Origin of the sequence: Streptomyces sp. NPDC101227 (genome assembly GCF_044767545.1) — a bacterium.
Taxonomy (GTDB): domain Bacteria; phylum Actinomycetota; class Actinomycetes; order Streptomycetales; family Streptomycetaceae; genus Streptomyces.
In genome coordinates this window covers 467,453-482,557 of record NZ_JBIWOD010000001.1, presented here as the reverse complement: position 1 = coordinate 482,557, position 15,105 = coordinate 467,453, and the positions used below count along the sequence as shown (strand labels likewise).

Sequence of the window (15,105 nt, the reverse complement as noted above, 5' to 3'; positions counted from 1 at the left end):
GCCGCCCCGACCATTGAACTGGCCGCCGCGAACAAGACCTTACCCGCGGGTCACTTAGCGGTCATCACCTGATCGCCGACGGGGGTGAGGCGTGCGTCACGCCCGTCGGCCGGGGAACCGGCCGGTGTCCGGTGGGCGTCGCGGCGCACCAGCGCCGCATAGCGTCCGCCGGCGGCGAGCAGTTCTTCGTGAGTGCCGCGTTCGGCGATCCGCCCGGCGTCCAGGACGACGATCTGGTCGGCGTCGCGGACGGTGGAGAGGCGGTGCGCGATGGTGAGGGTGGTGCGGCCCCTGGAGAGGGCGTCTATGGCCTGCTGGACGGCGTGTTCGGTACGGGTGTCCAGGGCGCTGGTGGCCTCGTCGAGGACGAGTACGGGCGGGTCGCGCAGGATCGTCCGGGCGATGGCGAGGCGTTGTTTCTCGCCGCCGGAGAAGCGGTAACCGCGTTCACCGACGAGGGTGTCGTACCCGTCGGGGAGGGCGGCGATGTGGTCGTGGATCTGGGCGGCCTTGGCCGCGCGTGCTATCTCCTCGTCGGTGGCGTCCGGTTTGGCGAAGCGGAGGTTGTCGGCGACCGAGGCATGGAAGAGGTAGGTCTCCTGGGAGACCACGCCGACCGAGCGCGCGAGGGTGTCGAAGGCGAGGTCGCGGACGTCCTCGCCATCGAGGGTGACCCGGCCCTCGGTCACGTCGTAGAGCCGTGGCACCAGGTAGCTGAGCGTGCTCTTGCCGCTGCCGGTGGGGCCGACGACGGCGAGGCTGCCGCCCGCCGGGACGGTGAGGTCTATGCCGTCGAGGGTCGGGGCGGCCTCGGGGGTGTGCGCGTCGTAGGAGAACGTCACGTTCTCGAAGCGGATCTCGCCGCGCGGGGCCGGGAGGCGTACCGGCTCGGCGGGCTCGGTGATGGCGACCGGCAGATCGAGGTATTCGAAGATGCGCTGGAAGAGGGCGAGGGAGGTCTGCATCTGCACGCCGGTGGACAGCAGGGAAACGGTGGGGCGCAGCAGGCCCTGCTGGAGCGTGACGAAGGCGACCAGGGTGCCCAGGGAGAAGCTCGGGCCGCCGAGCTGGAGGACCAGGCCGGCCGCCCAGTAGATCAGGGCGGGCATGGCGGCCATGACGATGCCGATGGTCGCCATCCGCCAGCGGCCGGCCATGTTGGCGCGGACCTCGAGGTCGACCAGGCGCTCGGACTCGTCGGCGAAGGTCCGGGTGAGGGAGTCGGCGCGGCCCATGGTGCGGCCGAGCAGGATGCCGCTGACGGACAGCGATTCGGTGACGATCGCGGACATCGACGCCATCTGCTTCTGCCGCTGGGCGGTGATCTTCTTGCGTTCATTGCCGACGCGGCGGCTGATCCAGACGAACAGCGGAAGCAGGAGGAGCGAGACGACGGTCAGGCGCCAGTCGAGGGCGACCATGGCGACGATGGTGGCGACCACGGAGGTCAGGTTGGAGACCAGGGAGGTCGCGGTGGAGGTGACCGTCGCCTGCATGCCGCCGATGTCGTTGGCGATCCGGGACTGGACCTCGCCGGTGCGGGTGCGCGTGAAGAACTCCAGGGGCATCCGCTGGAGCTTGGCGTAGACGGCGGTGCGCAGGTCGTGCATGACGCGCTGGCCGACGGTGGTGGACACCAGGGTCTGCAGGACGCCGAAGACGCTGGTGGTGATGGCCGTGACGATCATGCCGAGGGCGAGGAGCGTGAGCAGTCCGGTGCGGGGGCCGGGGATCGCGACGTCCAGGATCTCGCGGAGCAGGAACGGCGAGGCGACCGAGACCAGGGAGGAGGCGCCGACGAGCAGGCCGACCAGGGCCAGCCGGGCGCGGTAGGGGCGGAAGAGGGTGAGGATCCGACGGAGTTGGACCGGCGCGTCCGGGTCCTTGGGCGGCGGGGTCCAGTTCGGTTCGTCGCTGCGCATGGGCTCCTACGAGGGGTGAGGGACTACGGAACTTCAGGGAGCTTAGCTCATTGTTACCTAAGCTCACAATGAAGTAGGTCCTGCTACTCTCGGGGTATGCCCATCCCTGAGCCGACGGTCGCCACCAACCTCCCCGAGCAGCTGGTACGGCTGACCCGCCGGATGCACCGCGCCCAGAAGCGCCATATGGCGCACCTGGACATCGCCTTCACCCCCGCGCAGTCCCGGCTGCTGCGCACCGTCGGCCACTACCGCGGCACCCCGCCCCGGATGGCCGATCTCGCCGAGCGGCTGGAGGTCGTACCGCGGGCGGTGACGACGCTGGTGGACGCGCTCGAGGCGCACGGCGCGGTGCGCCGGGTGCCCGATCCGGCCAATCGCCGGGTGGTACGGATCGAGCTGACCGACACCGGCCGCTCCACGCTGCGCGCGTTGCGCAGCGCGCGGCGGGCCGCGGCGGAGGAGATCCTGGCTCCACTCACCGCCGACCAGCGCGAGGTGCTCGGCGGTCTGCTGTCCACTCTGGTCGACGGGCCGGGTGAACCGCACTGACCTGACGCACAGTCATCGGAGGAGTGCCCGCCATGCCCCTGCTGGAGCCCACGCCCGAGGCCCTGCGGCCCACCGCCACCACAGCTCCCGCGCACGACCGGGTGGCCGACCGGCGCGCCGCCGGTACCCCCGAACCGCTGCGCGGCGACCTGACGGCGCTGCTCGGCCCGGACAAGGTGCTGGGCACCGTCTCCGACCTGGTCCGCTATGCCTCGGACGCCAGCCCGTACCGCTTCGTGCCACAGGTGGTGGTGCTGGCCGAGGACGTCGACGACGTCTCCGCCGTCTTCTCGTACGCGCACGGCAAGGGCCGCAAGGTCGTCTTCCGCGCCGCCGGAACCTCGCTCAACGGGCAGGCGCAGGGCGAGGACATCCTGGTGGACGTGCGCCGCCACTGGACCGGGATCGAGGTGCTGGACGACGGCGCCCGCGCCCGGATCCGGCCGGGCACGACGGTCGCGCGGGCCAATGCCGGCCTCGCCCGGTACGGCCGGCTGCTGGGCCCCGATCCGGCCAGCGCCATCGCCTGCACGCTGGGCGGCGTGGTCGCCAACAACTCCTCCGGGATGACGGCCGGCACGACCCGCAACTCCTACCGGACGCTGGCCTCCGTCACCCTCGTCCTCCCCTCGGGCACCATCGTGGACACCGCGGACCCGGCTGCCGACGAGGAGCTGGCGCACGCCGAACCCGCGCTGTGCGCAGGGCTGCTGGCGCTGAAGGCCGACATCGAGGCGGATCCGGCGCTGGTGGCCAGGATCCGCGCCAAGTACGAGATCAAGAACACCAACGGCTACCGGCTGGACGCCTTCCTGGACGGGGCGACGCCGGTGGAGATCCTTCGCGGGCTGATGGTCGGCTCCGAGGGCACCCTCGGCTTCATCGCCGAGACCGTCTTCGACACCCTGCCGCTGGACCGGCACACCACCAGCGCGCTGCTGTTCTTCCCGACGCTGCGCGCCGCGGCCGCGGCCGTACCGGGGTTCAACGCAGCGGGCGCGCGGGCCGTGGAGCTGATGGACGGCAATACGCTGCGGGCCTCGGTGCGGGTGGCCGGGGTACCGGCCGACTGGGCGGAGCTGCCGAAGGAGAGCGCGGCGCTGCTGGTGGAGTTCCGGGCGCCGGACGAGGCCGCGCAGCGGGCGTACGAGGAGGCCGCGGAGCGGGTGCTGAGCGGGCTGGAGCTGATCGCGCCGGTGGCGTCCGTCACCAACGCCTTCACCCGCGACGCGGGGACCATCGGCGGCTACTGGAAGGCCCGTAAGGCCTTTGTGACGGCGGTGGGCGGCTCCCGGCCGGCCGGGACGACGCTGATCACCGAGGATTTCGCGGTGCCGCCGTCCCGGCTCGCCGACGCCTGCGCCTGCCTGCTGGAGCTCCAGGCCCGGCACGGCTTCGACGCGGCGGTCGCCGGACACGCCGCGCACGGCAATCTGCACTTCCTGCTCGCCTTTGACGCCGCGAAGCCCGGCGATGTGGAGCGCTACGCCTCCTTCATGGACGAGTTCTGCCGGCTGACCGTCCAGCGTTTCGACGGCTCGCTGAAGGCGGAGCACGGGACCGGCCGCAACATCGCACCGTTCCTGGAGCTCGAATGGGGGCCGCGGGCAACGGAGTTGATGTGGCGGATCAAGGAGACCCTCGATCCACACGGCATTCTCGCGCCGCGCGTCCTGCTGGACCGCGACCCGAAAGGGCATCTGCGCGGGCTCAAGACCATCCCCACGGTCGAGGCGGTCGCCGACCCCTGCATCGAATGCGGCTTCTGCGAACCGACCTGCCCCAGCGAGGACCTCACCACCACCCCGCGCCAGCGGATCGTGCTGCGCCGCGAGATGATGCGCCAGCCGCCCGGCTCCCCCGTCAACGACGAGCTGCTGGCGTCGTACGGATATGACGCGGTGGACACCTGCGCCGGCGACTCGACCTGCAAACTGGCCTGCCCGGTGGGCATCGACACCGGCGCGATGATGCGGGACTTCCGGCACCGGCGGCACTCGCCGCGCGAGGAACGAGCGGCGGCGTGGTGCGCCCGGTGGTTCGGGGCCGTGGAGCGGTCCGCGCGGATTGCGGTGGCGACCGCGGGCCGGCTCGGCGACCGGCTGCCGGCGTCGGTGACCGGCGCCGCCCGCAGGGCCGTACGCCCGGATCTGGTGCCCGAGTGGCTGCCGGGGATGCCGGGCGCCGCGGCGCGGGCGCTGCCCGTCACCCGCAAGGTGGGGGCGGCCGCCGTCTACTACCCCGCATGCGTGAACCGGATCTTCGGCGAAGCGGCCGGGTACCGCGGTCCCTCGCTCCCGCAGGCGGTGGTGGCGGTGTCCCGGCGGGCGGGCCGTCCGGTGTGGATCCCCTCGGATGTCACCGGTACGTGCTGCGCCACCATCTGGCACTCCAAGGGGTACGACGAGGGCAACCGGGTGATGGCCAACCACATCGTGGAGGCGGCCTGGGGCTGGACCGCCGGCGGGCGGCTGCCGCTGGTCGTGGACGCCTCCTCCTGCACGCTCGGCCTCGCCCACGAGGTCGTGCCGTATCTGACGCCGGACAACCGCGCGCTGCACGACGGGCTGAACATCGTCGACTCCGTGGTCTGGGCCGCCGAGGAGCTGTTGCCACGCCTGGAGATCCTGCGCACCGTCGGCTCCGCGGTACTCCATCCCACCTGTTCCATGCGGCACTTGGGGGACGAGGCACAGCTGCGGGAGGTCGCCGAGGCGTGTGCCCGGGAGGTCGTGGTGCCGGACGAGGCGGGCTGCTGTGCGTTCGCCGGCGACCGCGGGATGCTGCATCGGGAGCTGACGGAGTCGGCGACGGCGAAGGAGGCGGCCGAGGTCGCGGCGCGGCACTTCGATGCGCATCTGTCGGCGAACCGGATGTGTGAGGTGGGGATGGATCAGGCGACCGGCGGGCGGGGGTACCACTCGGTGCTGATGGAGCTGGAGCGGGCCACTCGGCCGGACTGACGGCGGCGCGAGGGGCCCGCTCCCGCGGCGGGTGCGGCCGGGTCAGCTCCTGGCGCCCACGTGCAGGGCGACGGCGCTCCGGGCCGGGACGGTCAGCTGCGCCGTGCCGTCGTCGCCGACGCTGACGGTGTTGCCGTCGCAGCGCTCCGGCGCGGCCTTGGCGACATTGCAGTAGGTGCCGGCGGGCAGCGAGGTGGCGAAGGTCCGGTGGAGTTCGCCGTCGCCGTTGTTGAGGGCGACGAAACCCTTGCCGGACCGGCCGAAGGAGAGGGCGTTGCCCCCGTTGTCCCACCAGTCGGTCAGTTGGGCCGAGCCCACCGCGTTACGGAAGCCGACCAGGCCGGTGATCTCCCGCTTGGCGTGTTCGTCGGTCCAGCCGTCGGTGCCGCTGGGCGGGCCCGCGTCCTTGTCGGACCACTCGTAGCCGGAGTAGACGTTCGGGGATCCGTAGGGCGAGGCGAGCATGAAGACGTTGGCGAGGGTGTAGGCGGCGCCGTCCTTGTAGGTGAGCGTCGAGCCGTTGCGTTCGGTGTCCCAGTTGTCGACGAAGGTACGGGCCTTGTCGCCGCCGAGTTTGCCGTCCGCGATGGTCTTGAGCTGGGCGAGGTTGCCGCCCTGGAAGGCGCTCTTGAGGTGCGCGCCGTAGCGGAATTCGTCGACGTCGCCGATGCCGGTGTACTCGTCGGGCTGGACCGCCTCGCCGGAGCCGTAGATGACTTCCTGTGCCCAGTAGCCGGGGTCGCTCATCTTGCCCTTGATGGCGGCGAGGTCGGTGGCGGAGATGTGCTTGGCGGCGTCCACACGGAAGCCGTCGACGCCCAGCGATCTGAGGTCGTCGAGGTACTTGGCGATGGTGGTGCGGACGTAGTCGCTGCCGGTGTCGAGGTCGGCGAGCCCGACCAGTTCGCAGGTCTGGACGTCGTTGCGGTCGCCGTAGTTGGAGATGTTCTTACGGCAGCCGTGGAAGTCCTGGTCCTGGTAGTAGCCGGGGTAGTTGTACTTGCTGTACTGCGTTCCGCCGGTGCCCGTGCCGGATCCGGCCGCCATGTGGTTGATGACGGCATCCGCAATAACTTTCACGCCCGCGCCATGACAGGTTTTCACCATCGCGGCGAAGGCGTCCCGGTCGCCGAGCCGACCGGCGATCTTGTAGCTGACGGGCTGGTACGAGGTCCACCACTGGCCGCCCTGGATGTGTTCGGAGGCGGGTGAGACCTCGACATAGCCGTAGCCGGCCGGGCCCAGCTGGTCGGTGCAGGCCTGCGCGACATCCGCGAACTTCCGCTCGAACATGGTGGCCGTGACGGTCTTTTCGCCAGGTGGGGTGGCCTGCGAGGGCCAGGGCGCGAGGGTGGCCAGACCGGCCGCGGCCAGCACGCCGGCCAGCGCCCCGCCCAGCACACGGGAACGATGCTGCATCTTGCGGCTCCTTCATCAGCGGACGCGGCAGGGCACACCGCGCCCTGGAGAGCAGCCACGCGCCAGGCCGCCGTGGGGGATGCGGATCCATGTCGGATTCCCTATCGGAGCCTGCCGTTTCGCTCGTGGACACGTCAAGGTTCAAGCACCAGAAAATGCAAGGCTTTTCAGTGTCTTGCGAAAGATGCAGCTGTGCGGTTCTTGCTGCAACGCGGTGAAAGAGTCCAAGCGTGCCGCCCCAAGAGTCCAACTTGCCCTCTTGTGCCTCAGGTGGCTCAACCGCCAAGGTCCTGACCGAGGTTCGTATGCCCGCGCACCATCCGCACCGCTCTCAGGAGGACCGGTGAACGAGTCGCAACAGCAGAACCACGACCCATTCCGCGAGCACGACGAGGCGGGACCGAGCCGGCGCTCGGTCCTGTGGACCGCCGGTGCGGCGGGTGCCGGGCTGGGGATCGGCGGACTCACGGCGGGCAGCGCCGCGGCGGCGGCTCCGGCCGCTGCGGGCGCCGCGACGGCCCCCGCGGCGGCACCCGAGGCCAAGGGCAAGACCATGATCGGGGTGCCGTTCGAGCGGCGCAGCACCGTACGCGTCGGCCTCATCGGCCTCGGCAACCGCGGCGGGAGCATGATCGACCTGTTTCTCGCGGTGCCCGGCGTACGCGTCGTCGCACTGTGCGACCCGGTGAAGGAAAAGATCGCAAAGGCCGCCAAGAAGGTCACCGACGCCGGACAGCCGGCGCCCGCCGTCTACGCAAACGGCGACCACGATTTCGAAAACCTCTGCAAGCGCGGCGACATCGACTTCGTCTACGCGGCCACGCCCTGGGACTGGCACTTCGAGATGGCGAAGACCGCCCTGCTCAACGGCAAGCACGTCGGGGTGGAATGCCCCATCTCGTTGCGCCTGGACCAGCTGTGGGAACTGGTAGATCTTTCCGAAAGAACCCGCAGGCACTGCATGCAGCTGGAGAACTGCTGTTACGGCAGAAACGAGATGCGGGTGCTGCGGATGGCGCATGCCGGTCTGTTCGGCGAGCTGCTGCACGGCGCGGGCGCCTACAACCACGATCTGCGCGGCCTGATGTTCGACCCCAAGTACTACGAGGGCCCGTGGCGCCGGCTCTGGCACACCCGGCTGCGCGGCGACCTCTACCCCAACCACGGCTTCGGTCCGGTGGCCAACTACATGGACATCAACCGCGGCGACCGGGCCGTCCGGATCTCCAGCTTCGGCACCCCCGCGCTGGGCCTGGCGGCGTACCGCAAGGAGCACATGCCGCCGAACGACCCGAGCTGGAAGGAGTCGTACATCGAGAGCGACCGGACGATCAGCCTCGTCCAGACCGCCAAGGGCCGGGTGATCCGGCTGGAGCACGATGTCTCCACCCCGCACCCCTACAGTCGCATCAACAGCCTCGGCGGCACCAAGGGCGTCTTCGAGGACTACCCCGAGCGGATCTACATCGAGCCCGACCAGAGCAACGACGAGTGGGGCGACTTCGCGAAATACGCGGAGTGGGACCACTGGCTCTGGAAGGAGCACGCCAATCCGCCCGGCGGCCACGGCGGCATGGACTACATGCTCGTCTTCCGGCTGATGCAGTGCATGCGGCTGGGCCTGGTACCGGACTTCGACGTCTATGACGCGGCGACCTGGACGGCACCGGTACCGCTGAGCGACCTCTCCATCAAGGCGAAGGGCGCGCCGCAGGAGATTCCCGACTTCACCCGGGGGCTGTGGAAGAAGGCGCGGCCGGGGATGGATTCGCAGAAACCGGAGGAGTAGGCGTCAGCGGGTCGGGGCCCGGCGGGCGGTGCCGTCCGCCGGGCCCCGGGGTCACTTCTCTGCGCCGGTGACGGCGATACCGTCCGGCTCGGCCCCGTTCTCGGCCGCGTTCTCGTCCGTCTCCGCCTCACCGTCCATCGCCGCGTTCCGCGCCGGCGCATCCACCGGCGCCTCCGCAGGAAGCTCGCCGTTCAGGACCTTCTTCGCCGTCACCCGGTCCAGCGCCCCCTCCCAACGGGACACCGCGAACACCGCGACGCAGTTGCCGAGCAGATTGGTCGCCACCCGCATCGAGTCCATGATCCGGTCGACGCCGAGCAGCAGGGCGACCGCGGCGGCCGGGATGACACCCAGCGCCGAGGCGGTCGCGGACAGCGCGAGGAACGCCGAACCCGGCACCCCGGCCATGCCCTTGCTGGTGAGCATCAGCACCAGGACGACGGTGATCTGCTGGCCGAGCGAGAGATCGACGCCGATGGCCTGAGCGATGAAGAGCGTGCCGATGGAGAGATAGATGGAGGCGCCGTCGAGGTTGAAGGAGTAGCCGGTCGGCAGCACCAGGCCCACCGCATCGTCCCGGCAGCCCGCGGCCCGCAGCTTCTGCATCATCCGCGGCATCACGGTTTCGCTGGATCCGGTGCCGAGCGCGAGGAGCAGTTCCTCGCGGGTGTAGCGGACGAACTTCCACAGGCTCAGCCCGGTGACCGCCTTGAGGGCGAGCCCGAGCAGGACGAGGAAGGCCAGCGCGACGCCGTAGCAGACCGCGATCAGCTTGCCGTAGGTCGACATCGCGCCCAGCCCGTACTGGCCGACGAGATGGGCGGTGGCACCGAAGACCGCGAGCGGGGCGAGCTTCATGATGTAGCCGACGATGGTGAACACGACGTCCTGGGCCTGCTCGATCAGCGGCAGGATCGCCGGGACCTTCTTCTGCCCGAGGTGCAGCAGCGCCGCGCCCACCAGGCAGGCCAGCACCAGGACCTGGAGCAGCGAGTTCTCGGCGAAGGCGCCGACCGCGCTGTTCGGCAGGGATTCGAGGACGAACTGCGCGGCGGACGGCAGATGTCCGCCGCCCGTCTTGGCGTCCACCGCGCCCTCGTCGAGGGACGCGGGGTCGACATGCATTCCGGCGCCGGGCGCGAAGACATTGCCGGCGAGCAGGCCGACGACCAGCGCGATGCTGGTGGCGACCTCGAACCAGATCAGGGCCTTGACGCCGATGCGGCCGAAGGCCTTCAGGTCGCCGGCCTTGGTGATGCCGGCGACGACGACGCAGAAGACCAGCGGGGCGATCATCGCCTTGATCAGCCGGACGAAGCCGTCGCCGAGCGGCTGGAGCGACGAGCCCGCCCCCGGCCAGAGGCGTCCGACGAGGACGCCGAGTGCGAGGGCGATGAGCACTTGCGCGAACAGGCTGGTGCGCAGCAGACGGCCGGCGCGGCGTATGAGGGTTCCGTTGGCGTGCGGCACGGGCACTCCTCCGTGGACGGTTTCTGTCATACGGAAATGAACTTCCGCGGTCCGTCACTATCGCCGTCTGGCGTTCCGCACGAAAGAGGCCCGTGTAACTTCCCGCGAAATCTTGGAGCTTGATCCAAGCCGCGGCCGCCCGACTGTCCCGCTAGGCGCACTTTGCCCCGCCCGCCACCTCCGCCCTCGCCGGGCGGGCGACGCACTCAGCCCGAGAGGTGCTCCTTGTCCCCCATCACCACAACGGGGTGCCGCGCCGGGTCGAGGGCGCGCAGCAGCGCCGTCATCGCCTCCTTGGGAACGCTGACGCAGCCGGAGGTCCCGCTTCCGTGGTCCAGATGCATCCAGATCCCGCCACCCTTGGTCTGCCCCTGGGGGCGCGTCGGGTCCAGCGGTGAGGTGCCCTTGACGCGGTTGTAGTTGATGGCCACGACATAGTCGAAGTCGTGCCGGGTGCCCTTGTCCCAGTACGAGGGCGGGGTGAACTCCTGCGAGTGCGTGTACGGCAGACGGGCACCCGGGTCCGCGAGGACGCCGCCCGCGTCGGTCAGCGAGAACACACCGATGGGGCTGCGCTTGTCACCCTCATGGTGGTTCAGCGTCCAGCCGTGACGGCCGTTGTGCGCGGCCCACATCGCCTTGCGGTCCCAGCCTTGGGCGCCCTTTTCATAGAGCACGACGGTGGACTCGGCGGAGTCCACGTCCTGCCCGTAGACGGCGATGACCTGCCGGGAATCGGCCGGGATCCGCGACCGCAGGGCGCTGCCGACCTCGGGGATGTCCTTGAGGTGGGTGGTGGCCGACGCGCCGCGCGCCGGGCCGCCGGGCCGTTCCTTCTTGCCCGCGCCGTCGTCCTTGCCGTCCCCGCCGCTCGCGCCGCCCCCACAGCCCGCCAGAAGCACCAGCCCCGCGGCCACGGCCGCCACCCGCATCGCACTGCCCGCAATTCGCATGGCCACATCGTCGCACCGCAAGGCCGACGAACCTTCAGCACCCGCCCGTCGTGTACGCGTCCCACACGATTGGCCCGATACCCGCGCCGGCGACGGAAAACCGTTTGAAATCGGCACGCCCGGCAGGCCAACCTTCCATCTTCCGCTCCGGCTCCCCCCTCCCCTCCCACTCCCCCACGCGTTCCCGCCCGCCGCACCGCTCCCCGTCGGCCGGAACGACCGCCCTCGACACGCCTTGGACATCATGCACATTCGCGACCTTCCGCACCCCGACCCCGGCATCCCGGACGTCCGGACCGGCGGCACATTTCTCCGGTGGCTCTACAGACAGCAGCTCGGCGGGCAGGCCAAGGCCCTGTTATGGGGGCTGGTGCACACCGGCGCGGTGGCCTCGTTCCCCTTGCCGGTGGGCATCGCCGTACAGGCCGTGGTGGACCACGACGGCGGCCAACTGGCCCTGTCCGGCGGCCTGATGGTGTTCCTGGGGGTACTGGTCTCCCTCGGCGACGCCATGCTGCACCGCTCGGCGGTCACCAACTGGATCACCTCCGTCGCCCGGGTGCAGCAACTGCTCGCCCGCAAGACCACCGAGCTCGGCTCGGCCATGACCCGGCGGGTGGCGGCCGGCGAGATCGTCGCCGTCAGCACCGGTGACCTGGAGAAGATCGGCTGGTTCGTCGAGGCGATCTCCCGGTTCGGCGCCGCGGCACTGACCTCCGTCGGCGTCTGCGTCGCCCTGGTGGTCTATCAGCCCGCCCTCGGCGTCGTGGTGGCCCTCGGCGTGCCCGTACTGGCACTGGCCGTACTGCCGCTGCTGCCGCCCGCCGCCCGCCGCGCCGACGCCCAGCGCGAAAAGGCGGGCCGGGCGACCGAGCTGGCGTCCGACACCGTCGCCGGGCTGCGCGTACTGCGCGGCATCGGCGGCGAGGAACTCTTCCTCGGCCGCTACCGCAGCGCCTCTCAGGAGGTGCGCAAGGCCGCCGTTCGCAGCGCCCGCATGTGGTCCCTGATCTCGGCCGTCCAGGTCGCGCTCCCGGGCCTGCTGCTGATCGCGGTCGTCTGGTACGGCGTCCGGCTCGCCCTCGACGGCCGGATCGCCATCGGCGAGCTCGTCACCATCTACAGCGCGGTCGCCTTCCTGCTCTACCCTCTCCGCCATTTCGAAGAGATCGCGATGGCCTACTCCTTCTCCAAACCGTCGGCGAAGCGCGCGGCACGGGTGCTCGCCCTGACCCGGCCCGCCGAAGGCAAGGCCGCCGGCCACACCACACCCGACGGCGATCTGCACGACCCCGTCAGCGGCCTGACCGTCGCGGCCGGCCGGCTGACCGCGGTGGTCTGCGGCGACCCCGACGCCGCGGGCCGCCTCGCCGAACGCCTCGGCGGGCACGCCCCCGAGCCGGACGAGGATGCCGGACCCCTGTCGTCCGTCCTCCTCGGCGGCACCCCGCTGGACGATCTCCCACGCGACGAAGCCCGTAGGGCCGTCCTCGTCCAGGACAAGGACCCCGTCCTGCTCTCCGGCACCCTCGGAGAGCTCCTCGACGTACCGGCATCCGGACGGGTGGGCACGGCGCAGGCGCTGGCCGCGGCGCAGTGCGGCGATGTACTGACCGCGCTGGCACAGGCGTCCGTCGACGACTCCGGGGACCCGATGCGCACCCGGATCACCGAACGCGGCCGGTCGCTGTCCGGCGGCCAGCGCCAGCGCCTCGCCCTGGCCCGGTCCCTCGTCACCGACCCCACGGTCCTGGTGCTGGACGAGCCGACCAGCGCCGTCGACTCCCATACCGAGGCGCGGATCGCCGACGGCCTGCGCGAGATCCGCACCGGCCGTACGACGGTGATCCTCACCTCCAGCCCCCTCCTGCTGGACCGCGCCGACGACGTGGTCTTCCTCCCCGCCGGCAAGGTCGCCGGCACCGCCACCCACCGCGAACTGCTGCGCACCCACCCCGAGTACCGCGCCGTCGTCACCCGCGAGACCGACGAGGCACCGGCCCGCCCGGCGCTCGCCCCACCCGGACACCAAGCCCCCGCACAGCTCGAGGAGACCGCATGATCGGCCTGGCGCCGCCGGAGCACGATCCGGACGCCCCGCAGACCACCACGACCCTGCCCGTCGGCTCCCCGGCGACCGTGCGCGGCTACGTCACCGGCCTGATCCGCCGTCACCGGCGGGCCTTCGCCCTCCTGGTCGGTGTGAACGCCGCCGCGGTCATCGCCTCGATGGTCGGCCCCTACCTGCTGGGCGGGCTGGTCGAGGACCTCTCCGCGGGCCACCGCGACATCCCCCTCGCCCGCACCCTCGCGCTGTTCGCCCTCGCGCTGGCCGCGCAGACCCTGTTCGTACGGACCGTACGGCTGCGCGGGGCGATGCTCGGCGAGCAGATGCTGGCCGATCTGCGCGAGGACTTTCTCGTACGGTCCGTGGCACTGCCGCCGGGCGTCCTGGAACGGGCCGGCACCGGCGATCTGCTCTCCCGTATCACCACGGACATCGACCGGCTGGCCGAGGCGATGCGCGAGGCCGTACCTCAGCTGTCCATCGGCGTGGTGTGGATCGCGCTGCTGATCGGCGGGCTCACCGTCACCGCGCCGCCGCTCGCGCTGTCCGTCCTCATCGCGCTGCCCCTGCTGATCGTCGGCTGCCGCTGGTACTTCCGGCGCGCGCCGGGCGCCTACCGTTCCGAGGCCGCGGGATACGCCGCCGTCTCCGCCGCGCTCGCCGAGACCGTGGACGCGGGACGCACCATCGAGGCGCACCGGCTGGGCCCCCGCCGCATCGCCCAGTCGGAGCGCCGGATCCGCGAGTGGACGCAGTGGGAGCGGTACACGCTGTATCTGCGATCGGTGCTCTTCCCCGTCGTCAATGTGACGCATGTGCTGCTCCTCGGCTCGGTGCTGCTGCTCGGCGGCGCCTTCGTCATGCACGGCTGGCTGACGCCCGGTCAGCTGACCACGGGTGCGCTGCTGGCGCAGATGATGATCGAGCCGATCGGCATGATCCTGCGGTGGTACGACGAACTGCAGGTGGCGCAGGTATCCATCGCGCGGCTGGTGGGCGTGCGGGAGATCGAGCCGGAGGCCGCGGACGAGCGGGTGACGCCCGACGGCCGGGACGTCCGCGCGGACGAGGTGCGCTTCGGCTACCGCGCCGGGGTCGATGTGCTGCACGACATCTCGCTCCAGGTCCGCCCCGGCAGCCGGCTGGCGCTGGTCGGCCCGTCCGGCGCGGGCAAATCGACGCTGGGCCGGCTGCTGGCGGGCATCTACGGACCGCGTACCGGCAGCGTCACCCTGGGCGGCGCCGAGCTGTCGCAGATGCCCGCCGAACGCGTCCGCGCGCATGTGGCGCTGGTCAACCAGGAGCATCACGTCTTCGTGGGCTCGCTCCGCGACAATCTGCTGCTCGCCCTCCCCCACTCCCGACTTCTCTCGGGTGAGGAGGCCCCCGCGGAGGCGGCGGATACCGAACTATGGGCGGCGCTGCGGGCGGTGGACGCCGACGACTGGGCAGGGGCACTGGACGAGGGCCTCGACACCGAGGTCGGCTCCGGCGGCCATGCGCTCACTCCCGCGCAGGCCCAGCAGATCGCGCTGGCCCGGCTGGTACTCGCCGACCCGCACACGCTGGTGCTGGACGAGGCCACGTCGCTGCTGGACCCGCGGGCGGCCCGCCATCTGGAACGTTCGCTGGGCAAGGTGCTGGACGGCCGCACGGTGGTGGCCATCGCGCACCGGCTGCACACCGCACATGACGCGGATCTGATCGCGGTCGTCGAGGAGGGCCGGATCAGCGAACTGGGCAGTCACCATGAGCTGGTGGCCGCCGAGGGGGCGTATGCGGCGCTGTGGCGGTCGTGGCACGGGTGACGGTCACCGCCGTGGTGGCCGTCGGGTCTGCCGCACCGGCCTTGGGCCCGCGGGTGCGGCAGTCCTCGCGGGGGCGGGGGCCGGGGGGGGGGGCGCGGGGGGCGCCGGGGGCGTGTTTGCCCGGGGGGGCCCGGGGGCGGCGCCCCCCCGCCCCCAAACAA

General features: G+C 71.2%; 9 protein-coding genes. 5 read left to right on the top strand and 4 right to left on the bottom strand.

The annotated features are described in order from the left end of the window. Window positions 1–50: 50 nt before the first annotated feature. Window positions 51–1,922, bottom strand: coding sequence for an ABC transporter ATP-binding protein (locus tag ACIRPT_RS02050; protein ID WP_403820783.1), 1,872 nt, complete (start codon window positions 1,920–1,922; stop codon window positions 51–53). Window positions 1,923–2,018: 96 nt separating this feature from the next. On the opposite strand from ACIRPT_RS02050, the gene ACIRPT_RS02045 reads away from it, so the two are divergent. Beyond that, on the top strand, window positions 2,019–2,474 hold the full coding sequence (locus ACIRPT_RS02045; RefSeq protein WP_403498207.1) for a MarR family winged helix-turn-helix transcriptional regulator: 456 nt from the start codon (window positions 2,019–2,021) through the stop codon (window positions 2,472–2,474). A gap of 32 nt (window positions 2,475–2,506) precedes the next feature. Beyond that, the gene (locus ACIRPT_RS02040; RefSeq protein ID WP_403820780.1) at window positions 2,507–5,437 is read left to right on the top strand and encodes an FAD-binding and (Fe-S)-binding domain-containing protein; all 2,931 of its coding nucleotides are present in this window, start codon (window positions 2,507–2,509) and stop codon (window positions 5,435–5,437) included. Window positions 5,438–5,479: 42 nt separating this feature from the next. Here the strand turns inward: ACIRPT_RS02040 and ACIRPT_RS02035 are convergent, their stop codons facing one another. Beyond that, window positions 5,480–6,856, bottom strand: coding sequence for an alpha-amylase family protein (locus ACIRPT_RS02035; RefSeq protein WP_403820777.1), 1,377 nt, complete (start codon window positions 6,854–6,856; stop codon window positions 5,480–5,482). A 343-nt stretch (window positions 6,857–7,199) separates the two neighbouring features. Between ACIRPT_RS02035 and ACIRPT_RS02030 the strand changes: the two genes are divergently transcribed. Beyond that, the gene (locus ACIRPT_RS02030; protein ID WP_403820775.1) at window positions 7,200–8,645 is read left to right on the top strand and encodes a Gfo/Idh/MocA family protein; all 1,446 of its coding nucleotides are present in this window, start codon (window positions 7,200–7,202) and stop codon (window positions 8,643–8,645) included. Between the two features lie 51 nt (window positions 8,646–8,696). Here ACIRPT_RS02030 and ACIRPT_RS02025 read toward each other — a convergent pair whose 3' ends face one another. Next, entirely contained in the window at window positions 8,697–10,115 is a 1,419-nt protein-coding gene (locus ACIRPT_RS02025) for a cation:dicarboxylate symporter family transporter (RefSeq protein WP_403820772.1), read from the bottom strand. A gap of 206 nt (window positions 10,116–10,321) precedes the next feature. Continuing rightward, window positions 10,322–11,068, bottom strand: a complete 747-nt coding sequence (locus tag ACIRPT_RS02020; RefSeq protein WP_403498198.1) for a L,D-transpeptidase family protein — start codon at window positions 11,066–11,068, stop codon at window positions 10,322–10,324. A gap of 244 nt (window positions 11,069–11,312) precedes the next feature. On the opposite strand from ACIRPT_RS02020, the gene ACIRPT_RS02015 reads away from it, so the two are divergent. Next, window positions 11,313–13,130 carry an ABC transporter transmembrane domain-containing protein gene (locus ACIRPT_RS02015; RefSeq protein WP_403820768.1) on the top strand — a complete coding sequence of 606 codons (1,818 nt, stop codon included), beginning with the start codon at window positions 11,313–11,315 and terminating at the stop codon, window positions 13,128–13,130. Further along, window positions 13,127–14,944: an ABC transporter ATP-binding protein gene (locus ACIRPT_RS02010; RefSeq protein ID WP_403820765.1), complete on the top strand. Its 1,818-nt coding sequence runs from the start codon at window positions 13,127–13,129 to the stop codon at window positions 14,942–14,944. The genes ACIRPT_RS02015 and ACIRPT_RS02010 overlap by 4 nt, the downstream gene beginning before the upstream one ends. The last annotated feature ends 161 nt before the right edge of the window (window positions 14,945–15,105 follow it).

Bases quoted from the DNA above. Each gene is read 5' to 3' on its own strand.
- ACIRPT_RS02015 (WP_403820768.1), top strand. From the start codon at position 11,313: ATGCACATTCGCGACCTTCCGCACCCCGACCCCGGCATCCCGGACGTC.
- ACIRPT_RS02010 (WP_403820765.1), top strand. From the start codon at position 13,127: ATGATCGGCCTGGCGCCGCCGGAGCACGATCCGGACGCCCCGCAGACC.
- ACIRPT_RS02045 (WP_403498207.1), top strand. From the start codon at position 2,019: ATGCCCATCCCTGAGCCGACGGTCGCCACCAACCTCCCCGAGCAGCTG.
- ACIRPT_RS02035 (WP_403820777.1), bottom strand. From the start codon at position 6,856: ATGCAGCATCGTTCCCGTGTGCTGGGCGGGGCGCTGGCCGGCGTGCTG.
- ACIRPT_RS02050 (WP_403820783.1), bottom strand. From the start codon at position 1,922: ATGCGCAGCGACGAACCGAACTGGACCCCGCCGCCCAAGGACCCGGAC.
- ACIRPT_RS02040 (WP_403820780.1), top strand. From the start codon at position 2,507: ATGCCCCTGCTGGAGCCCACGCCCGAGGCCCTGCGGCCCACCGCCACC.
- ACIRPT_RS02020 (WP_403498198.1), bottom strand. From the start codon at position 11,068: ATGCGAATTGCGGGCAGTGCGATGCGGGTGGCGGCCGTGGCCGCGGGG.